The sequence below is a fragment of the Streptomyces sp. NPDC054047 genome, from assembly GCF_055585065.1.
Genome location: NZ_JBVJKV010000005.1, coordinates 91,452 through 111,902, shown reverse-complemented (window position 1 = coordinate 111,902; position 20,451 = coordinate 91,452). Strand labels below are relative to the sequence as shown.

Annotated in this window: 18 protein-coding genes; 11 read left to right on the top strand and 7 right to left on the bottom strand. The window is 72.2% G+C overall.

Annotated features, from left to right (window positions below):
* Positions 1-42: 42 nt before the first annotated feature.
* From ACZ6ZP_RS20230 to rfbB, 7 genes are all read right to left on the bottom strand, one after another.
* Entirely contained in the window at positions 43-813 is a 771-nt protein-coding gene (locus ACZ6ZP_RS20230) for an SDR family NAD(P)-dependent oxidoreductase (protein ID WP_351169016.1), read from the bottom strand.
* Between the two features lie 85 nt (positions 814-898).
* Positions 899-2,548 (bottom strand): FAD-dependent monooxygenase, encoded by a 1,650-nt coding sequence (locus tag ACZ6ZP_RS20225; protein ID WP_469407755.1) that lies wholly within the window; start codon positions 2,546-2,548, stop codon positions 899-901.
* Between the two features lie 50 nt (positions 2,549-2,598).
* The gene (locus tag ACZ6ZP_RS20220) at positions 2,599-3,048 is read right to left on the bottom strand and encodes a VOC family protein (RefSeq protein WP_361466594.1); all 450 of its coding nucleotides are present in this window, start codon (positions 3,046-3,048) and stop codon (positions 2,599-2,601) included.
* A 4-nt stretch (positions 3,049-3,052) separates the two neighbouring features.
* Complete coding sequence (locus tag ACZ6ZP_RS20215) at positions 3,053-4,177, bottom strand: glycosyltransferase (RefSeq protein WP_469407754.1); 1,125 nt, start codon at positions 4,175-4,177, stop codon at positions 3,053-3,055.
* 104 nt (positions 4,178-4,281) lie between these two features.
* A complete protein-coding gene (locus tag ACZ6ZP_RS20210; protein WP_469407753.1) occupies positions 4,282-5,487 on the bottom strand; it encodes an acyltransferase family protein in 1,206 nt (401 codons plus the stop codon).
* A gap of 80 nt (positions 5,488-5,567) precedes the next feature.
* Positions 5,568-6,437, bottom strand: coding sequence for a glucose-1-phosphate thymidylyltransferase RfbA (gene rfbA / locus ACZ6ZP_RS20205; RefSeq protein ID WP_351169031.1), 870 nt, complete (start codon positions 6,435-6,437; stop codon positions 5,568-5,570).
* A 35-nt stretch (positions 6,438-6,472) separates the two neighbouring features.
* Positions 6,473-7,501 carry a dTDP-glucose 4,6-dehydratase gene (gene rfbB, locus ACZ6ZP_RS20200; protein WP_351169034.1) on the bottom strand — a complete coding sequence of 343 codons (1,029 nt, stop codon included), beginning with the start codon at positions 7,499-7,501 and terminating at the stop codon, positions 6,473-6,475.
* 403 nt (positions 7,502-7,904) lie between these two features.
* Between rfbB and ACZ6ZP_RS20195 the strand changes: the two genes are divergently transcribed.
* Genes ACZ6ZP_RS20195 through ACZ6ZP_RS20145 form a run of 11 tightly spaced genes read left to right on the top strand, consistent with a single transcriptional unit; the run spans position 7,905 to position 20,383 of the window.
* A complete protein-coding gene (locus ACZ6ZP_RS20195; protein ID WP_469407751.1) occupies positions 7,905-9,062 on the top strand; it encodes a 3-deoxy-7-phosphoheptulonate synthase in 1,158 nt (385 codons plus the stop codon).
* 31 nt (positions 9,063-9,093) lie between these two features.
* Positions 9,094-9,957, top strand: coding sequence for a 2,3-dihydro-2,3-dihydroxybenzoate dehydrogenase (locus tag ACZ6ZP_RS20190; RefSeq protein WP_469407749.1), 864 nt, complete (start codon positions 9,094-9,096; stop codon positions 9,955-9,957).
* A gap of 33 nt (positions 9,958-9,990) precedes the next feature.
* Positions 9,991-10,650: an isochorismatase family protein gene (locus ACZ6ZP_RS20185; RefSeq protein WP_469407747.1), complete on the top strand. Its 660-nt coding sequence runs from the start codon at positions 9,991-9,993 to the stop codon at positions 10,648-10,650.
* 4 nt (positions 10,651-10,654) lie between these two features.
* Entirely contained in the window at positions 10,655-12,631 is a 1,977-nt protein-coding gene (locus ACZ6ZP_RS20180) for an anthranilate synthase family protein (protein WP_469407746.1), read from the top strand.
* 5 nt (positions 12,632-12,636) lie between these two features.
* Positions 12,637-13,839, top strand: coding sequence for an FAD-dependent monooxygenase (locus ACZ6ZP_RS20175; RefSeq protein WP_351169049.1), 1,203 nt, complete (start codon positions 12,637-12,639; stop codon positions 13,837-13,839).
* Positions 13,840-13,884: 45 nt separating this feature from the next.
* Positions 13,885-14,958 (top strand): cytochrome P450, encoded by a 1,074-nt coding sequence (locus ACZ6ZP_RS20170; protein WP_469407744.1) that lies wholly within the window; start codon positions 13,885-13,887, stop codon positions 14,956-14,958.
* A gap of 17 nt (positions 14,959-14,975) precedes the next feature.
* Positions 14,976-16,256 (top strand): activator-dependent family glycosyltransferase, encoded by a 1,281-nt coding sequence (locus ACZ6ZP_RS20165; protein WP_361466611.1) that lies wholly within the window; start codon positions 14,976-14,978, stop codon positions 16,254-16,256.
* Positions 16,256-17,638, top strand: a complete 1,383-nt coding sequence (locus ACZ6ZP_RS20160) for an NDP-hexose 2,3-dehydratase family protein (protein WP_469407743.1) — start codon at positions 16,256-16,258, stop codon at positions 17,636-17,638. Before ACZ6ZP_RS20165 ends, ACZ6ZP_RS20160 begins: the two co-directional genes overlap by 1 nt.
* 26 nt (positions 17,639-17,664) lie before the next feature.
* Complete coding sequence (locus ACZ6ZP_RS20155) at positions 17,665-18,642, top strand: thiamine pyrophosphate-dependent dehydrogenase E1 component subunit alpha (protein WP_351169061.1); 978 nt, start codon at positions 17,665-17,667, stop codon at positions 18,640-18,642.
* Between the two features lie 32 nt (positions 18,643-18,674).
* On the top strand, positions 18,675-19,712 hold the full coding sequence (locus ACZ6ZP_RS20150; RefSeq protein WP_351169064.1) for an alpha-ketoacid dehydrogenase subunit beta: 1,038 nt from the start codon (positions 18,675-18,677) through the stop codon (positions 19,710-19,712).
* A 56-nt stretch (positions 19,713-19,768) separates the two neighbouring features.
* Positions 19,769-20,383: a dTDP-4-dehydrorhamnose 3,5-epimerase family protein gene (locus ACZ6ZP_RS20145; RefSeq protein ID WP_383815644.1), complete on the top strand. Its 615-nt coding sequence runs from the start codon at positions 19,769-19,771 to the stop codon at positions 20,381-20,383.
* Positions 20,384-20,451 lie beyond the last annotated feature (68 nt).

The following is a 20,451-nucleotide window of genomic DNA, read 5'->3' as shown; positions in this document are numbered from 1 at the left end:
TTCTGACGTGCAACGGCGGTTCACAGCGGGACCGGAGGGATCTCACAGATAGGCGCCCCCGGTGGTCTCCACACGCTCTCCGGTGATCCACCGCGCCTCTTCCGAGGCGAGGAAGGCGACGGCGTCCGCGACGTCCTGCGGCTGTCCCAGCCGTCCGAACGCGGTGAGCGCCGCCGCCTCGGCGGCGTCCTCGGGGTGGGCGCGCAGCCGGGCGCGGTGGAAGTCCGTCTCGATCAGGCCCGGCGCGACGGTGTTGACCGTGATGCCGCGGGGGCCGAGCTGCGCCGCGAGCGAGCGGCTGAACGCCTCCAGGGCGCCCTTGCTCATGGCGTAGGCCAGCACGTGCGGGTGGGCGATCCGGTTGGCGACGGAGGAGACGTTGACGATCCGCCCGCCGTCGCGCAGCAGCGGCAGGAGCCGCTGGACCACGAACACGGGAGCCTTCACGTTGATCGCGAAGACCCGGTCGATGTCCGCACCGGTGAGGGTGGTGATGTCGGCGCGGCATCCGACGCCCGCGTTGTTGACCAGGACGTCGAGCCCAGCAGAGCCCGTGTGCTCGACCAGGCCCTGCTCGACGCCCGCGGCCAGCGCGTCGAACGCGGCCTCCTCGGTCAGGTCGGCGCGCACCGGGAAGGCCTGTCCGCCCGCGGCGCGCACCGCGGCCACGGCCTCGTCCGCCGCGGCGGTGTCGTGTCCGTAGTGGATGGCCACCACGGCGCCCGAGCGGCCCAGCCGTTCGGCGACGGCCCGGCCGATTCCCCTGCTGCCGCCGGTTACCAGAGCGGTGCGCGGTGCGATGTCCGCTGCCACGGTCGTCTCCCCCATGTGAGTCGGTTTCGAGTGATGGATCGGCTGATGGATCGGGTGGTGGGCCAGGTGGTGGGGCGGGTGTGCCTCAGGAGGGCTGTGCCGGGCGGGCGACGAGCGCGGCCAGGGCTTGTCCGAGCCGGATTGCGGGCGCGTCGTCGACGCTCCGGGCACGCCAGGCGACGAAGCCGTCGGGGCGCACCAGCAGGGCGCCGGAGTCCTCGATCCCGACCTGGGTGGTCCAGGGGGTGCCCGTCCCGTCCGCGGCGCCCTCGCCTTCCTCGACGCGGTGCCCGTCCACCGGCACGCCGATCCGGGCCGCCGCCTTGCCCAGGGCGTCGAGCCACTCCTGCCCGCGTGCGCCGGTGAGGAGGGTGAACCGGTGGTCGATCAGGTCGAGTGTGGAGACCCGGCCGTGTCCCCGGGGCAGCCAGTGGTGCGGGAGCCGGGAGCCGGGGGATCCGTCCAGGTCCCGCTCGACGTCCTCGCCGGAGGGCAGCTCGGGGTGCGCGTCGAGCACGGCCGCGGAGTCGTAGCGGTAACCGAGGTGGACCACCGGGGCGTTGAGCGCCCCGGCGCCGGCCCGGCGCTCGCGGCCTTCCTGCCCGGACGCCCAGTGCAGGGAGGGATCCTCCAGACGCAGCATCGACTGCTCCAGCGCGGTCCTCGCCACCGGCAGCCGCTCGGCCTCGTAGGTGTCCAGGAGCGCCTCGCCCGCGGTGCCGTCCAGCACGTGGGCGAGTTTCCACGCGAGGTTGTGGGCGTCGGCCACCCCGGTGTTCATGCCGAAGGCACCGACCGGCGGGATGACGTGGGCCGCGTCCCCGGCGAGGAACACCCGGCCGCAGCGGAAGCGGTCGGCGACCAGTCCGCGTACCTGCCAGGGCAGGATGCTCACCACATCGGGCCGCACGTCGGCGGCGGGGCCGATGGCCTCCCTGATCCGTTCGGCGCACTTCTGCGGGGTGAAGTCCTCGGCCTTCTGGCCGGATTCGGGCGCATAGCGGAAGTGGTAGATCCACTCCGTCCTGCCGTCGACCGGCAGCAGCCCGCCGGGGGCCTTCGGGGTGGTGATGTCGCAGACGACGAACGTGTGGCCGTGCGTCAGCTCCGTCAGGTCGGCGCGGAAGAGCACGCTGATCAGGGGGTCGCCGAGCGTGCCGGGGCCGCTGGTGGCGATGGAGAGCCGCTCCCGTACGCCGCTGCGGGCGCCGTCGGCGGCCACCAGGTAGCGGGCCCGGATCTCGCGGACACCGTCGGGGCCCGCGACCCGTGCGGTGACTCCGTCGTCGTCCTGCACGAAGTCCAGGAGCTCGGTGCCGAACTCGACGCGTGCGCCCGCCGCGCGGGCCTCGTCGGCGACCACCTGGTCGAGGCGTCCCTGGGGGCACGTGCCGCGCAGGGTCTGCGGTGTCAGCCGGCCGAAGGCGTCCCCGCGGGGCGGTGCCTGCCGGGACAGGGCGTCCAGGTCGGCCTCGGCGAGGGTGGGCGTGGCGAACATCTGGAGGTCGTCGCCGGTCATGTCCACGCACTGGGCGTCCACCGCGTCGGCGATCCCGGCCGCGCGCAGGATCTCCACGGTGCGCGGGCCGATCCCCATGGCGCGCGGGTGCTCCGGCGGGGCCTGGCGCCGCTCGACGACCAGGGTGCGTATCCCGGCCCGGGACAGGAACAGGGCCGTGCACAGCCCCACCGTGCTGCCGCCGACCACCAGGACGTCGGGATTCTCGCTGCGCATTCGGTCTCCGCTCCATTCGTACGGCTGAACTGGCACTGCGACGGGGGGAGTCACGTGTCGGACACCGCGTCGAAGACGGGCATCTGCGGGGCCCCGGGGTCCCAGGACGCGACGAACTTCCGCTGCCGCGATACGTCCATCAGTTCCAGGTCGATGCCGAGGCTGCGCACCTTGTGGTAGGCGTACGGGCGCCCGAACGGGCAGGCGCTGAACTCCTGGGTGAAGCCCGCGTCGGACAGCCGGGCGGAGCTGCGGGTCACGTCCTCGGTCCAGTAACCGAGGTGGTGGCAGCGGGCTCCCAGGGAGGAGTCCCAGGGGCTTCCCGGGGGTCCCTGGACGAGTTCGATGTACGGCGGGCCGCCGCGGGTGAACGCGAGCCGGTAGTCCCACTCCCCGAGGGAGTCCTCCAGGATGCCGGACCACTGCGCGCCGACGCTCTCGGTGAGGTCGCTCATCGCCTGTTCGATGTCCGGTACGACGAAACACACGTGGTAGAACACGAGTTCAGACCAACTTCTCGATCAGGTTCAGGACCTCGGCGGGGGCGGGCATGGCGTTGGCCTCGACCGCCAGCGACCGGGCGCGCTCGCGGTAGGTCTCCTTCGTCAGCAGATCCTCCGCCGCCGTCGCCACCGCGTCCGGGGTGTCGTCGCCCGGCAGGATCGAGCGGGCCGCGCCGTAGGCGGCGAGGCGCTCCGAAGGGGCGATCAGCTTGGGCATGTTGGGGACGAGCAGCTGAGGGATGCCGTAGACCATGCCGGTCAGCGCCGTGCCGCCGCCCGCGTGGTGGACGAGCAGGTCGCAGCTGCGGGCCACCGTGTCGAAGGGCAGCCAGCCGACCTTCGTGCCCGTCGCCCGGCTGAGTTCACCGGCGACCGCGGGCGGCGCGCTGACCAGCAGCTCGGCGTCCAAGGGCCGGAGTTTGTCGACGAGTTGGACCAGGTAGTCGAAGAAGTAGCCGGGGGCGGTCTTCGTGCCGGCGGTGATGGCGATCCGGGGCGCGGAGCCCTTCGTGTACATCCACGGTTCGAGCTGGGGCTGGAGGTTGCAGGGGACCCAGAGCATGGAGGTCCCCTGCGGGGCCTCGGGGTCCCGGACGCTCGGCGGACAGACGTCGATCCACAGGGCGGAGTCGGGGATGCCGCCCAGGCCCAGTGCGTCGAGTTCCGGCCGCATCTCGATCTCGGCGGCCACGTCGACGACCTGCGGCTCGCCGGAGTCCCAGGACTGCCGTACGTAGGGCACGCCGATGCGGGCGGCGAGGACCGCGGCCGAGTAGGTGAGGGTGCCGCCGACGATCAGATCGGGGCGCCAGGACCGGGCCAGTTCGTACAGGGGCTCCTGGTAGAGCGCCGCCATCCGGCCGAAGGCGTGGCCGATGGACCGCATCTGCTCGTCCGGGTCGTCGGACTTCGGGACGGGGTCGCCCGCGCGGTCGGTGGTGATGAGGTGCCGGATCGGGACGTCGGAGACGCAGACGCCGGGGAGCCCGGCTCCGGCGATCGCCTCCATCGTCTCCTTGTTGGAGGCGACGAGGACCTCGTGCCCGGCGTTGCGGGCGGACGTCGCCAGCGGGGTGAGTGCGTAGACGGTGGCCGGGCTGCCACCGGTGACGAAGAGGATGCGCAAGGAAGAGACCTCGTCTCGGTGTCGGAGGGGAGTCGGAGCCTCAGTCGCAAGGGCAGAGGCAAGAGGAGAGGCAGGGGTGGAGGAGAGGAGCGGCGCGGCTCGGTTCACGCGGGCGACGCGCTCTCGTCCGCGCGGCCCGGTGCCGGCTCGGGGAGCGCCGCGGCATCGGCCGGTGCGGCGGCCTTCCGGTGCCGGGAGCGGCCCCAGAGGCGCATCGCGGGCGTCTCGATCCAGTGGTACATGGCCAGCGCGAGCCCCAGGCTCACGGCGAGGGCGAGCAGCGAGAGCAGCACGCTCTCCAGCGTCGTCAGCGGCCGGCCCGCGGCCGCCACCTGTTCTCCCGCGTAGGCCAGGACGATGCCGTGGACGAGGTAGAACGCGAACGACGCCTCCCCGAGGCGACGCGTCACCGGCCCGGCGAGGACCGTACGGCCGCCGCCCGCGTCGGTGGCCGCGAGGGCGGCGGTGAGCAGCGCCAGCGGAACGACGGTCACGGCCGCGGCGGTGAACAGCATGGGCGTGTAGATCCCCGCGACGTACGCGACGGCGGTCAGCAGCGCGGCCAGGACGGGGCTCAGACCGATCCACCGTCCGCTGAGCACGATGCGCGCCATCAGCATGCCGAGCACGAATTCGAGGAGCCGGGTCAGCGGAAAGATGTAGACGAACCACAGGCCCTCGATGGACACGCCGTCCAGCCACGAACCCACCGCGGGGAAGGCGGGGGACCGCGGCAGCAAGCCCATCGCCACGAGGGGGAGCACCATGACCGCCGCGGCGGCACCGGCCGCCCACCACCACAGCCGTGCGGCGCGGATCCGGCCGACCAGCGGGAGCAGCACCGGGAACAGCGCGTAGAAGAGCAGTTCGCAGGAGAGCGACCAGCTCGCGCCGTTGACGCTCAGGAACACCGCGGGGTCGGACGACCAGGACTGGAGCAGCAGCAGGTTGAGCAGGGCCGTGCCCAGCGGGGTGGCGGCCGCGGCGTACACGACCATCGCCAGGGCGAAGGTCACCGCGTGGTTGGGGAGGATCTTCACCAGGCGGCGGCGCAGCAGGCTGCCGTAGGTCTCGCCCGGGCGGGCCGACCAGGTCAGCACGTAGCCGCTGAGGACGAAGAAGAACGAGACGCCGATGGTTCCGGCGGTCTTGGTGGCCGTCATCAGTCCGTCGGCCGGTCCCGTCCCGGCGGCGAAGAGGCCTCCGGTCGCGATGTGGCACAGAAACACGAGGCCCGCGGCGACGAAGCGCGCGCCGGTGAGGGAATCCAGACGGGGGTGGTTGCGCGGAGCACCAGCAGCGCTCTCCATAGATGTCTCCTGTGTCGATGGCCCGTTGCTCCGTGCGTCCTGTCGGGAGTCCGGGCTTCCGGTGGCGAGGTGCCGGGGGATCAGGCCTGGACCAGAGATCGCACGTGCCTGCCGTACATCGAGCCGGAGGAGAACCGCTCGGCGAGTTCGCTGAGCTGGTCCATGCCGATGTACCCCATGCGGAACGCGGTCTCCTCCAGGCAGGCGATCTGCATGCCCTGCCGTTTCTGCAGGACCTGCACGTACTGGCTGGCCTCCAGGAGGCTGTCGTGGGTGCCGGCGTCGAGCCAGGCGTTGCCGCGGCCGAGTTGGACGATCCGGCCGCGGCCCTCCTGGACGAGCAGCCGGTTGACGTCGGAGATCTCCAGCTCGCCCCGGGCGGACGGCGAGATCTTCTCGGCGTAGGGCAGGGCGTCGTTGCTGTACATGTACAGCCCGGTCACGGCGATGTTGGACGGCGGATCGGCGGGCTTCTCCACGATGTCGACGAGCTCGCCGTCCTCGTCGAGCACGGCGACGCCGAAGCGCTCGGGGTCGGAGACCGGGTAGCCGAAGACCGTGCAGCCGTCGACGGTCTCCGCGGCCCTGTGCAGCGCGGCGGGCAGGCCCTGCCCGTAGAAGATGTTGTCGCCCAGGATCAGGCAGACGTCCTCGTCGCCCGCGAACTCCCGGCCGATCAGCAGGGCTTCGGCGATGCCCCGCGGCTCGTCCTGGACGGCGTACCGCAGATCGAGGCCGAGGTCGCTGCCGTCGCCCAGCAGGGAGCGGAAGGACTCGATGTGGAGGCTGTTGGTGATGACGAGGATCTCCCGCATCCCGGCGAGCATCAGCACCGACAGCGGGTAGTACACCAGCGGCTTGTCGTAGACGGGCAGCAGCTGCTTGGAGTTGATCGTGGTCAGGGGCAGCAGCCGGGTGCCCGAGCCGCCGGCCAGCAGTATTCCGCGCATCGCGATGGGTTTCCTTGCCTAGGGGCGATCAGCGGTCAGTGGGCGGTGGTGGCCAGGGCGACGGGCGGCGCGGTGCGGGGCAGCGGGTCGGTGCCGAGCGGGCGCCACCAGTCGCGGTTGTCCCGGTACCAGCTCACGGTGGCGGCCAGCCCGGAGTCGAGGTCGTGCAGCGGCCGGTAGCCGAGCTCCTCCCGCGCCTTGCGGCAGTCGACCGAGTAGCGCAGGTCGTGGCCCTTGCGGTCGGGCACGGGGCGTACGGACGACCCGTCGCGGCCGGTGGCCAGGAGCAGCCGTTCGGTCAGCTGCCGGTTGGTGAGTTCCGTGCCGCCGCCGATGTTGTAGACCTCTCCGGGACGGCCCGTGCGGCGCACCAGTTCGATGCCGCGGCAGTGGTCCTCGACGTGCAGCCAGTCGCGGACGTTGCCGCCGTCGCCGTACAGCGGTACGGACAGCCCGTCGAGGAGGCGGGTGACGAAGAGGGGGACGACCTTCTCCGGGTGCTGCATCGGGCCGTAGTTGTTCGAGCAGCGGGTGATGCGGACGTCGAGGCCGTGGGTGCGGTGGCAGGCCAGCGCCAGGAGGTCGGCCGATGCCTTCGACGCGGAGTAGGGGGAGTTCGGCCGCAGGGGGCGGTTCTCGTCCCAGGACCCGTGCTCGATCGACCCGTACACCTCGTCCGTGGAGATGTGCACGAAGGTGCGTACGCCGTGCCGGAGCGAGGCGTCCAGCAGGCTCTGGGTGCCCAGGACGTTGGTGCGCAGGAATGCGCCGCTGTCCTCGATCGAGCGGTCGACGTGGGACTCGGCGGCGAAGTGCACCACCGTGTCCACGCCGGGCAGCAGCGCGTCGAGGACACCGGGGTCGCAGATGTCGCCCTGCCGGAAGCGCAGCCGCTCGTCGTCGGCCAGGTCGGCCAGATTGGCGAGGTTGCCCGCGTAGGTGAGCTTGTCCAGGACCGTGACCGTGCGCACGTCCGTGTCCGCGCCGCGCAGCAGCGTACGGACGTAGTGGGAGCCGATGAAACCCGCGCCCCCCGTGACGAGCAGGTGCGTGCCCTTCTGCATGTACTCCCCCTGGAAATGAAATGGAAAACGGGCCGCCAATACGGCAGAGCGACGTCAACCTAATCCTTTTCGGCGGCGACTGTAAAGCCTTGATCCATCAATGGTCGAGTCAAGCAAAAGCAAAGCGGTGCATGTAACCGCACACGCTTTGAAAGATGCGCGCAACCGCATTAAAACCGTGTCTGTACAGGCACTCTGCGCCCGCCAATGATCGCTTGACGAAGCCCACGGCATCTGCATATGTTGCAGATCCATTGCGTGTCGCATTGCCGAAAGTGCCCGTCACCAATTCGGCGGCGACTTAATTCGAAGCCCGAATTCGGAGCACCGGATCGGACGTTCTGCATATTCAAAAAGGGGGAGCTACGTGGGGCGAGATACGGCCACAGTCCACGCCGCGAACGTGGAAGAGGTCCCCCCACCCCTGGCCGCGGAACAGCAGCCCGTCTGGCGTGACCGATGGCTGCTCGACCGGGTCCGCGCGAACCTGCGCGACCGCCCCGGCCTCGTCACCGCCGAGGACACGGCCCGGCTGCTCGCACTCCTCGGCGAGGTGGTCACCGGTGACCGGCGCATCCTCCAGGCGGGCGACTGCGCCGAGGACCCGGCCGAGTGCACCACGCCCGGCGTCCGGCGCACCCTGCGCCTGCTCGACGAGCTCGCCGGGGTGATGCGCGAGGGCACCGGACGCGAGGTGCTGCGGATCGGGCGTCTCGCCGGCCAGTTCGCCAAGCCGCGCTCCCAGCCCGTCGACCGGGTCGGGGGCCTGGAACTGCCCGCCTACCGGGGCCCCATGGTGAACGCGCCCGAGGCCGATCAGGTCGCCCGGGAGCCCGACCCCCGGCGGCTCCTGACGGGCTACGACCTGTCCCGCACCGTCCAGTCGGCCGTGGCGGCACAGGGCCGCGGACCGGCGGCGGACGCCGCCTCCGCCGTGTGGACCAGCCACGAGGCGCTGCTGCTCGACTACGAACGGCCGCTGCTGCGCAGGCTGGACGACGGCGGACTGCTGCTGGCGTCCACCCACCTGCCGTGGATCGGGGAGCGCACCCGGCAGCTGGACGGCGCCCATGTCCATCTGCTGTCCCGGGTCGTCAACCCCGTGGCCTGCAAGGTCGGCCCCTCCATGACGACCGGCGAACTGCTGGCGCTGTGCGCCGCGTTGGACCCCGGCCGCACCCCCGGCCGGCTGACCCTGATCACCCGGATGGGCACCGCCCGGGTCCGCGACCGGCTTCCGGAGCTGGTGCGGGCGGTCCGCGCCGCGGGGCATCCGGTGATCTGGCTGTGCGACCCCATGCACGGCAACACCGTGCGCGCGGCGGACGGGCGCAAGACGCGGATCGTGGCCGCGCTCATCGACGAGGCCGAGGCCTTCCAGGACGTGGTGCTCGCCGAGCGCGGTGTCGCGGGCGGCCTGCACCTGGAGGCGACCGCCCAGCCGGTCGCCGAGTGCGTCTGGGCGCCCGACGACCTGCCGGGGCTCCCCTACACGACGCTGTGCGACCCCCGGCTCAATCTGACGCAGGCCCGCCACCTGGCACTCGCCTGGCACGCCTGATCCACCCCGAGCGACCCAAGGAGAAACGCTGTTGAAGGGCAAGGAGCACACCCTCAGGGAGCGCCCCGGCACGGGGCACGCCGGCACGGAGCACGCCGGCACGGAGCACGCCGGCACGGAGCACGCCGGCAAGGTCACGCTGGTGACGGGGGCCACCGGCGGCATCGGACGGGCGGTCGTGCACGCGCTCGCCGAGGCCGGTGCCTCGGTCGCCGCGGTGGACCTCGACACGGCGGCCCTCGAAGAACTGGAGCGGACCGCCGGGGACAAGGGCCTGTCCGTGACCGGGTTCCCCGCGGACGTCACCTCCGCAGCCCGGGTGGAGGCCGTGATCGCCACCGTGGAGGAGCGGCTGGGCCCGATCGACCAGCTCGTCAACACCGCGGGCGTGCTGCGTGCCGCGCCGGCGCTCTCGCTCACCGAGGAGGACTGGGAGCAGACCTTCGCGGTCAACACCGCCGGTGTCTTCCGGGTCTCCACCGCCGTGGCCCGCCGCATGAAGCGGCACGGGCGCCGGGGCTCCATCGTCACGGTGGCCTCCAACGCCGCCGTCGTGCCACGGGTCCACATGGCCGCCTACGCGGCCTCGAAGGCCGCGGCCGTCGCGTTCACGAAGAACCTCGGCCTGGAGCTGGCGCGCGACGGCATCCGCTGCAACGCCGTGTGCCCCGGCTCGACCGACACGCCCATGCTCCGCTCCCTGTGGGAGGACGAGTCCGGGCCCGCCCACTCCCTGGACGGCGTGCTGTCGGAGTACCGGGTCGGCATCCCGCTCGGCAAGTTCGCCACCCCCGGCGACATCGCCGACGCCGTCGCGTTCCTGCTGTCCGACCGTGCCGCCCACATCACCATGCACGACCTCCACGTCGACGGCGGCGCCGCTCTGGGTCGCTAGACACCCGCCTCGAACCCCCAGGAGAACCCCCTCATGGCCATACCCGGCATCGCCCCCTACCCCATGCCCCATCAGGACGTCCTGCCGGCCAACACGGCCTCGTGGCGGCCCGATCCCCGGCGCGCGGCCCTCCTCGTGCACGACATGCAGCGCTACTTCGTGGCTCCCTTCCCCGCGGCCGAGGAGCCCGCGCTCAGCCTGGTCGGCAACGCCCGCAAGCTGGTGGAGCGGTGCCGGTCGCTGGACATCCCGGTCTCCTACACCGCGCAGCCGGGAGACATGACCGAGGACCAGCGCGGGCTGCTCAAGGACTTCTGGGGTCCGGGCATGCGGACGACGCCCGAACACCGCGCGGTCATCGACGAGGTGGCGCCCGCCGCGGACGAGACGGTCTTCACGAAGTGGCGCTACAGCGCCTTCCACGGCAACGGCCTGATGGACCATCTGCGGCGCGCGGGCCGCGATCAGTTGATCATCTGCGGTGTCTACGCCCACGTCGGCGTCCTGATGACGGCCGTCGAGGCCTTCACCCACGACATCGAGACGTTCCTGGTGGCGGACGCCGTCGCCGACTTCTCCGCGGACCACCACCGGATGGCCCTGGAGTACGCCGCGTCCCGGTGCTCGGTCGTCGCGTCCACCGACACGCTGCTCAGCCAGTTGGGCGCCGCCCAACTCATCGGACAGGACTGACACGATGGCGCCCGAAGACCGTCGGTTCACCGACCTCCTGGGACGCGTGCTCGGACCCGACGCGCCCGCCTTCGCACTGCTGCACCGGCCCGAGGCGGTCGGGGACCGGGTGGAGCTGCTGCTCGGCGACGTCGACGAAGTGGCCCGCCTGGCCGACCTGCCGCTCACCGCACCCCATGAGGGCCCGCCCGGACCCCACCACGAGACGCTCGTCCTGGTTCCCTACCGCCAGGTCTCCGAGCGCGGCTTCGTCTGCCACGACGACGGCGCACCGCTGCTGTCCCTGACCGTGACCGAACAGGCCGCCCACCCCCTGGACGACGTCCTGGCGCTGCTGCCCGACGTGCCGGTCGACGTGTCGGACGCGCACTTCGACGTCGACGACGAGGAGTACGCCTCCATCGTGCGCCGGGTGCTCGAGCGCGAGATCGGCAACGGCACGGGCGCCAACTTCGTCATCAGCCGCTCCTTCACTGCCGACATCACCAACTGGTCCCCCGCGGTGGCCCTGAGCCTGTTCCGTCGGCTGCTCGGCGGTGAGCGCGGTGCGTACTGGACGTTCGTCGTGCACACCGGGGACCGCACCTTCGTCGGCGCCACCCCCGAGCGGCACGTCAGCCTCTTCGACGGCACCGCCGTGATGAACCCCATCAGCGGCACCCTGCGCTATCCGCCCGAGGGCCCCGCGCTCGGCGACGTGATGCGGTTCCTCGCCGACCCCAAGGAGGCCGGTGAGCTGTACATGGTGGTGGACGAGGAACTGAAGATGATGGCCTGGATCTGCGCCGAGGGCGGCCGGGTCGTGGGTCCGTATCTGAAGGAGATGGCCACCCTCGCGCACACCGAGTACCTCATCAAGGGCCGTACCACCTGCGACGTGCGCGAGATCCTGCGCGAGACGATGTTCGCGCCCACGGTCGTCGGCAGCCCCCTGGAGAGCGCGTGCCGGGTGATCCACGCGTACGAACGCGGTGGCCGCGGCTACTACAGCGGGGTCGCCGCGCTGGTCAGCCGTGACATCAACGGCGGTACGTCCCTGGATTCGGCGATCCTGCTGCGGACCGCGGCGGTCACCGCCGGGCGGCTCGAACTGACGGTGGGCGCCACCCTGGTGCGCGACTCCGACCCCGAATCCGAAGTGGCCGAGACGCACGCGAAGGCGCGCGGTGTGCTGCGCGCCCTGGGCATCGCCGAACCGTCGGCCGCCCGGCGGTCCGTGGCCCCCGCGCTGGCAGGCCACCCCTTGGTCCGCGGTGCCCTCGAAGCACGCAACGAGAGCCTCGCGCGCTTCTGGCTGAGCTCGTCCCCGGCCGACGACGACCGGCCGCTCACCCGGACACCCGGTGGCCGGCGCGTCCTCGTGGTCGACGCCGAGGACAACTTCACCGCGATGATCGCCCACCTGCTGCGCGCGCTGGGGTTCGAGGTGGACGTGCGCCGCTTCGACGCGTCGTACGCCACGACGGCGTACGACCTGGTGGTCATGGGCCCGGGTCCCGGCGACCCCCGCGACACCACCGACGCCAGAATCCGCTCCCTGCGCGGGACGATCCGGCACCTGCTCGATACGTCGACGCCCTTCCTCGCCGTCTGCCTCAGCCACCAGGTGCTCGGCACCCTGCTCGGGCTCGACGCCGTACGCCGCGAACGCCCCAACCAGGGCGTGCAGAAGAAGATCGACCTCTTCGGACGGCCGGTCGTCGTCGGCTTCTACAACACCTTCGCCCTGAGCAGCGCCGAGGACACGATCGGCTCCGACGCGGTCCGGGGCACCGTCGAGGTGAGCCGCGACCCGGCCACCGGTCAGGTGCACGGCCTGCGCGGCCCCGGCTTCGCCTCTCTGCAGTTCCATCCGGAGTCGGTGCTCAGCCGGGACGGGGCGGCCGTGCTCGGCGAGACGGTCACCGCGCTGCTCACGGCGGCCCCGCCGGCCCACCGCGAACCCACCCACCTGACCCTGTCCCTGCCAGCCACAAGGTAAGAAGAGTGCTGAACATCGCGATAGCGGGCGGCGGGATCGGCGGCCTGGCGGCCGCCCTGGCCGTCGCCCGGTCCGGCCACACCGCCCATGTCATCGAACGCAGCGCCGAGTTCGTCGAGCTCGGCGCGGGCATCCAGCTGGCGCCCAACGCCTTCCACGCCCTGGAGCGGCTCGGCGTCGAGGAATCCGTACGCGCCCGTGCCGTCCACGTCGACGCCCTGCGGCTCATGGACGGCCGCTCCGGCGCCGCCCTGGTCTCGCTGCCGCTCGGCGAGGCGTACCGACGGCGGTTCGGCAACCCGTACTCCGTGGTCCAGCGCGGCGATCTGCACACCGCGCTGCTGCGTGCCTGCCACGACCACGACCGCGTCACGCTGCTCCCCGGCGTGGCGGTGACCGGCTACCGCGACACCCCCGGCTCGGTGGATGTCCTGACCTCCGACGGCCCCGGCATCGAGGCGGACGCCCTGATCGGCGCCGACGGGATGCGCTCCAAAGTGCGCGCCCAGATGGTGGGCGACGGCCCGCCGCGGGTCTCCGGCCACACCATCCACCGCACGGTCGTGGCCATGGAGGAGGTGCCTCCTGCGCTGCGCTGGAACTCCGTCAACCTGTGGGCGGGCCCCGGCTGGCACTTCGTGCACTACCCGATCGCGGGCGGCACCAAGCTGAACCTCGCGATCACCCGCGACGACGGCGCCCGGGACGCGGTGTCCGGTGTCCCGACCGGCCGGGACGAGGTGCTCGCGGGCTTCCCCGAGCTGCACCCGGACGCCCGCCGCCTGCTCGAACTGGGCCGGGACTGGCGGACCTGGGTGCTCTGCGACCGTGCGCCCACCGACACCTGGACCGACGGGCGGGTCGCCCTCACCGGTGACGCCGCGCACCCCATGCTTCAGTACGCCGCCCAGGGCGCCTGCATGGCGCTGGAGGACGCGGTGGTGCTCGGCGAGACGCTGGACGGCGCGTCCCCGCACGCCGCGGGCCCGGACGTCGCGGAGCGTCTGGCCCGGTTCGCCGCACTGCGGCGGGAGCGCACCGCGCGGGTCCAGGAGGTGTCCCGGTGGATGGGCCACGCCCTGTACCACCCGGAGGGTGCCGAAGCCGGCACCCGCGACGCGCTGCTCGCTTCGCTCTCCCCCGACGGCCTGATGGACGCCATGGACTGGCTCCACGCCGGCCTCGCGCCGGCCGCGGCGCTCCGGTAGCGGCCGTACCGCCCTCCACCACCCTGGACAGGAAGGATTCCCAACGTGTCACACACGGACCGAGGTCTGGGGCGTCGGCTGCAACTGCAGCAGGGCCTCATATGGCTGGCAGCCGCGCAGGGAGACACCTACGCGGCGCTGCTGCGGGGACTCGACATCGACCCCCGGGACCACTGGCGCGCCCTGCGCGCACAGCCGCTGTCCCGCAGCGCCACCGGCGACTGGGTCGCCGCGCGGCATCCGGTCGCGCAAGCCGCCCTGACGGCGCCCGAGTTGCGCGGCCTGCCGCTGTTCGACGCCCACGACGACGCCTCCTGGCCCGACGCCGTGGCGGCCGCGGCCCGCCGCGCCGCGCCGTCCTGGGAACACACCCTGGACCGGACGGCCTCCGACGGAGCCGACCTGGTCGCCGTCGCCCGCGACGCGGCCGTCAGCGCGCTGGCGCGGGCCTGCGGGCTCGACGAGGCCGCGGAACGCGCCCTGCACACCGCCGTCCTGCGGACCCGTGGCGCACTGGACGCCCCGTTCTATCCGCAGAGCCGGACCCGCACCCGGGAGATCGTCGACGGCCTGGCGGCCCTGCGGGCCCTGGTCCCCGCCGGGTTCGACATCGCCGTGGCCGGCATACCGATGGCGACGGACCTGGTGGCCGACGCCGTCACCCATGGCGCCGCGACCGGCGACGGCGCCCCCGAACTGTGGGACCGGCTGACGGCGGAGCCGGGCCACGCCGATCGGGTGGTGCGGGAGACCCTGCGCCTGGCCCCTCCCCTCCGGCTGCACGTCGCCGTCGCCGACGCCCCCTGCGAGCTCGGCGGGCAGCACATCGAGGCCGGTGAGCGCGTGGTGACGGTCCTGGGCGCCGCCCACCGGGACCCCGAGGTGTTCCCCGATCCCGACCGGTTCGACGCGGACCGTCCCCGGGAGCAGCAGGACGCCGTCCTCGTACCGGACACGGCCCGGTCGTCGGTGCTGCCGTTCGCGGTGGCCTGCGCCCGGGAAGGGCTGCGCGCCCTCGCCGCTCGTCGCCCCCGCCCGGTCGGCACCGAGCCGCTCGTCCGCCGCGCCGCCGCCCCGGTGTCCCCGTCGTTGGTCGCCCGCCCCATGGCCACGGTCTGAGCCAGGAAGAACACGTCATGAAGATTCTGTTCGCCAGCATGCCCCACCCGACGCACTTCCAGCCGATGCTGCCGCTGGCCTGGGCGCTGCGCGCGGCCGGGCACGAGGTGCGCGTCACGGGGCACCCCGACCTGACGGAGACCACCACCGGCAGCGGCATGACCGCCGTGCCGGTCGGCGAGCCCGGCTGGTACCGCAACGACACCTACGAGCCCGAGCTGTACGGACAGTTGATGGGCAACGGCGCGTCCGACTTCCTCGGCACCTTCGACTGGCCGATGACCGACGCCGCGGCCTGGAGCTGGGAGGGGCTGCTCGGCCTGGAGAAGGTTCTCGTGTCCGCCCTGTACGCCGGGATCAACAACGACCCGGTGATCGACGAGATGGTCGCCTACGCCCGCCACTGGCAGCCCGACCTCGTCGTCTGGGAGCAGCTCACCGTCGCCGGCGCCGTGGCCGCCGAACTCATCGGCGTACCGCACGCCCGGTTCGTGTACGGCCTGGACTTCATCGGCCGGGCCCGCGAGGCGTTCCTGCGCCGCCACGACGAGCAGCCCCCGGCGCACCGCGAGGACCCCACCCGCGAGTGGCTGGAGGAGACCATGCACCGGCTCGGCGGCACGTGGACCGAGCGGCTGCGCACCGGCGATTTCACCATCGACACATCGGTGCCCGGCACCCGCCTGGACACCGCGGGCCCCGTCGAGAGCCTGCGGTACATCCCCTACAACGGGCCCTCCGTGGTGCCCGACTGGCTGCGCGAACCGGCCGGGCGCAGGCGGGTGTGCCTCACGCTGGGCCTCTCGAACGAGATCGAGAACACGACGACCACGGTCGGCGACATCCTCGCCGGTCTCGCCGGCCTGGACGTGGAGGTCGTCGCCACCCTGAGCGCCGACGACGCGGCCGGGCTCGGCCGGCTCCCGGACAACGTCCGCCTGGTGGACTTCGTCCCGCTCCACGACCTGCTGCCCACCTGCGACGCCGTCGTGCACCACGGCGGCATCGGCTCCCGTCTCACCGCCGTCCACCACGGCGTGCCCCAACTGGTCCTGGGCCACGGCTACGACACCCTGATGATCGCCCGGCGGCAGGAGGAGCTGGAGGCGGGGCTCGCCCTGCCCGCCGACAGCGCGACCGCCGACACCGTCCGCGATCACGTCGCCCGGCTCCTGGACGAGCCCCGCTTCGCCGCGGGCGCCGCCAGGATGCGTGCCGAGCTGCTGGCCCAGCCCTCCCCCGCCGACCTGGTCGCGACGCTGGAACGCCTGGTGGGCGAGCGGGCGGAGGCGGCCTGATGACGGCGCTCTCCGACTACCACCGGTGGTTCGCCGCGTGCGCCGAACGGTCCTCCACCGAGGTGGAGCCCGTCCCGCTCGACGAGCTGACCGGCTGGCACCGCGAGCCGGGCACCGGCAACCTCGTGCACGAGAGCGGGCGCTTCTTCTCCGTCGGGGGAGTCGCGGTCGAGCGGCCCGGCGCCGCGGTCCCCGGCTGGAGCCAACCGGTCATCAACCAGCCCGAGACCGGCATCCTCGGCATCCTGACGTCCGAGTTCGACGGCGTCGCCCACTTCCTGATGCAGGCGAAGGTGGAGCCGGGCAACCACAACGGGCTCCAGCTGTCACCCACGGTGCAGGCCACCCGCAGCAACTACACCGGCGCCCACCGCGGGCGTCCGGTCCCCTATGTCGAGTACTTCCGCGACGCCGCACGGCACACGGTCATCGCCGACGTACGCCAGTCCGAGCAGGGCGCCTGGTTCTACCGCAAGCGCAACCGCAACATGATCGTCGAGGTCCGCGAACCCGTCCCGGTGCACGACGGTTTCCGCTGGCTGACGCTGAGTCAGATCCATGAACTGCTCGCCCTGGACGACATGGTGAACATGGACTCCCGCGCCGTGCTGTCCTGTCTGCCCATCACCGGCCCCGGCGTCGCCCGCGCCGCGCCCCGGGAGCCGGACGCGTTCCAGGCCGCGCTGCTCAGGTCCTGCGAGATCGGCGCCGACGGCGGCCGGCACACCACGGCCGAGATCCTGAACTGGATCACCGAGTCGCGCAGCACCACGGAACTCCTGGTCCACCGGGTGCCGTTGGACCAGGTCACCGGATGGCACGAGACGGACGGCCGGATCAGCCACGAGAGCGGGCTCTTCTTCGACGTGATGGGCGTACGGGTGCGCGCCAGGGGCCGCGAGGTCGACCGGTGGACCCAGCCCATGATCGCCGCCGAACGGACCGGTCTGATCGCGTTCCTGACCCGCCGGATCGACGGCGTCCTGCACGTCCTCGTGCAGGCCAAGGCCGAAGCGGGCCACAACGACGTCATCGAGCTGGCCCCGACGGTGCAGTGCACCCCGGACAACTACACCGTCCTGCCGGCCGAGGCCCGGCCTGCCTTCCTCGACGAGGTGCTCGCCGCCGACCCCCGGCGCATCCGGTTCGACACCGTCCTGTCCGAAGAGGGCGGGCGCTTCTACCGCACCCGCAACCGCTACCTGGTCGTCGAGACGGACGACAACGCCGACACCGACGGCCACGCCGCCGACGACCACCCCGACTTCCGCTGGGTGACCCTGCGGCAGCTGACGGACCTGCTGCGCCACAGCTACTACCTCAACGTGGAAGCCCGCAGCCTCGTCGCCTGCCTGCGGAGCCTGCTCACCGGGCCGCAGTGACGCAAACACACCGAAAGGACTTGAAGATGGTGTCTGCCCGCGCCCGGCTGATCCGGGACATGGTGCGCATCCGCACGGTGGAGGAGATCCTCGCCGACTACTACCGCGACGAGCAGGAGATGCGTACGCCCACGCACTTCTCCATCGGGCAGGAGGCGACCGCGGTGGGGGTGTGCTCGGCCACCACCACCGCGGACTGGCTCTACTCGGGGCACCGCTCGCACGCGCCCTACCTCGCCAAGGGCGGCGACCTCGAAGCGCTGGTGGCCGAGCTCTACGGCAAGGAGGACGGCTGCTCCCGCGGCCGTGGCGGCTCGATGCACGTGATGGACCAGTCGGTGGGCTTCGCGGGCTCGGCCGCCATCCTCGGCGAGATGATCTCCGTGGCCGTCGGCACCGGCTGGACGTTCGCCCGCACCGGTGAGAAGCGCGTCGCGCTCACCTTCTTCGGTGACGGCGCGGCCGACGAGGGCGTGTTCGCCGAATCCCTGAACTTCGCGGCGGTGCACCGGATTCCGGTGGTCTTCGTCTGTGAGAACAACCTGTACTCGATCTCCTCGCCGCTGGGTGTCCGGCATGCCGAGGGCACCTCGGTGCACGGGCGCGCCGAGGCCGCCGGAGTGCGGGCCCTGTCGGTCGACGGCAACGACGTGTTCGCCGTCGAGGCGGCGGCGCGGGACGCGGTGGAGCACGCCCGCCGCGGCGAGGGACCGGTCCTGCTCGAACTGGCGACGTACCGGTGGCGCGCCCACGTGGGGCCCGGTCTCGACCACGACCACGGCTACCGCTCCCAGGAGGAGATCGACTCCTGGATGGCGGGCTGCCCGATCCTGCGGGCCACGGACGCCCTGCGCGCGGACGAGCCCGACATCGACGCGGCCGTGTCCGCCTGGCGCACCGAGTTCCGCCAGGAGATCCACGCGGCGATCGACCGCGCCAAGGCGCTGCCGTTCCCGGACACCGCCCGTCTGCTCGACGGCGCGTATCTGCCCGCGACCCACTGACCACCGCACATCCCAGGGAAGAGAGACCGGATATGCGCACCCTGACCTACTGGCAGGCCATCAGCGAAGCCACCGTGCAGTGCATGGAACGCGATGAGCGGATCTTCGTCGCCGGCGAGGGCGTCGACGACGTGAGCGGCAGTTTCGGCACCACGAAGGAGGCCTTCGCCCGGTTCGGCCCCGGCCGGGTGGTCGACATGCCCAACGCGGAGAACGCCACGGCCGGCTTCGCCATCGGAGCCGCCGCCGCGGGACAGCGCCCCCTCGTGGTGCACGTCCGCGCGGACTTCATGTTCCTCGCCATGGACCCGATCGTGAACATGGCCGCCAAGTGGCGCTACACCTACGGCGGCGACAAGGGCGGCGTCCCGGTGGTGACCCGCGGTGTCGTCGGACGGGGCTGGGGGCAGGGTTCCACCCACTCCCAGAGCCCCCACGCGACGTTCGCGCACTACGCGGGGCTGCATGTGGCGACGCCCGCCACCCCGGCCGACGCCAAGGGCATGCTGGTGCAGGCCCTGACCGGTGACACCCCCGTCGTACTGATCGAGAACCGCAACCTCTACCAGCTCACCGGCGAGGTCCCCGAGGAGCCGATACCGACGCCGTTCGGCATCGGCCGCATCGCACGCGCGGGCAGCGATGTCACCGTCGTCGCGGCGTCGTTGATGGTGCACGAGGCGGAGCGCGCGGCCGAGCAGCTGGCCGAGCGCGGCATCAGCGTCGAGGTGGTGGACGTACGCAGTCTGCGTCCGCTGGACGAGGGCATCATCTGCGAGTCCGTCGCCAAGACCGGGCGGCTCGTCGTCGCCGACACCAGCTGGGCCCGGTACGGGTTCACCTCCGAGGTGGCCGCGGTGGTCGCCGAACACGTCCCGCACATGCTGCGCGCGCCGGTACGCCGCGTGTCGCTGCCGGACAGCCCGGCGCCCGTGTCGCGCCCGCTGGAGGAGGCCTTCCACCCCGGCGCGAGCAGCATCGTGTCCGCCTGCCTGGACGTGTGCGGCGAGCGGGAGGCCGTGCTGCCGCAGCTGGCCGATGTGTCCGCAGGGTTCCAGGGTCCGTTCTGAACGCGTTCGGTGTGCCGTCCCGGGGCGGCACACCGTCACTACATGAGGAGAAACCGGTGCAGGTACGCCAGTTGAAGATCGAAGGGGCCTACGAGTTCACCCCGCAGGTGTTCGGGGACGCGCGCGGCGTCTTCCTCTCGCCCTACCAGGAGGACGTGTTCACGAAGGCCGTGGGGCGCCCGCTCTACCCGGTGGTGCAGTCCAGCTACAGCGTCTCCAAGCGGGGCGTCGTGCGCGGCATCCACTTCACCGCGATTCCGCCCGGCATGGGGAAGTACGCCTACTGCACGCGCGGGAAGGCCGTCGACTACATCATCGACACCCGGGTGGGCTCCCCGACCTTCGGCATGTGGGACTCGGTGGAGCTCGATCCGCAGGACCGCCGGTCGGTGCACATCCCGATCGGGGTCGGGCACCTGTTCGTGGCCCTGGAGGACGACACCACCATCTCCTACCTGCTCTCCACCGGCTACGAACCCCAGCGGGAGCACGCCATCCACCCGCTGGACCCCGACATCGCCCTGCCCTACCCGCAGGGCCTGGACCTCGTCCTGTCGGACCGCGACCGCGCGGCCCCGACGCTGGCCGAGGCGAAGGAGCTCGGCATCCTCCCCGACTACGCGCAGAGCCTGCGCCTCGACGCGCGGTCGGGAGCGGTGCGCGGCGGCTGAGGGCCAAGACGCACGAACGCCGTGGCGGGAGGCTCCCTGTGAAGGGCCTCCCGCCACGGCGTTCGGTG

Bases quoted from the DNA above. Each gene is read 5' to 3' on its own strand.
- ACZ6ZP_RS20225 (WP_469407755.1), bottom strand. From the start codon at position 2,548: ATGCGCAGCGAGAATCCCGACGTCCTGGTGGTCGGCGGCAGCACGGTG.
- ACZ6ZP_RS20210 (WP_469407753.1), bottom strand. From the start codon at position 5,487: ATGGAGAGCGCTGCTGGTGCTCCGCGCAACCACCCCCGTCTGGATTCC.
- rfbA (WP_351169031.1), bottom strand. From the start codon at position 6,437: ATGCGCGGAATACTGCTGGCCGGCGGCTCGGGCACCCGGCTGCTGCCC.
- rfbB (WP_351169034.1), bottom strand. From the start codon at position 7,501: ATGCAGAAGGGCACGCACCTGCTCGTCACGGGGGGCGCGGGTTTCATC.
- ACZ6ZP_RS20185 (WP_469407747.1), top strand. From the start codon at position 9,991: ATGGCCATACCCGGCATCGCCCCCTACCCCATGCCCCATCAGGACGTC.
- ACZ6ZP_RS20180 (WP_469407746.1), top strand. From the start codon at position 10,655: ATGGCGCCCGAAGACCGTCGGTTCACCGACCTCCTGGGACGCGTGCTC.
- ACZ6ZP_RS20165 (WP_361466611.1), top strand. From the start codon at position 14,976: ATGAAGATTCTGTTCGCCAGCATGCCCCACCCGACGCACTTCCAGCCG.
- ACZ6ZP_RS20160 (WP_469407743.1), top strand. From the start codon at position 16,256: ATGACGGCGCTCTCCGACTACCACCGGTGGTTCGCCGCGTGCGCCGAA.
- ACZ6ZP_RS20155 (WP_351169061.1), top strand. From the start codon at position 17,665: ATGGTGTCTGCCCGCGCCCGGCTGATCCGGGACATGGTGCGCATCCGC.
- ACZ6ZP_RS20150 (WP_351169064.1), top strand. From the start codon at position 18,675: ATGCGCACCCTGACCTACTGGCAGGCCATCAGCGAAGCCACCGTGCAG.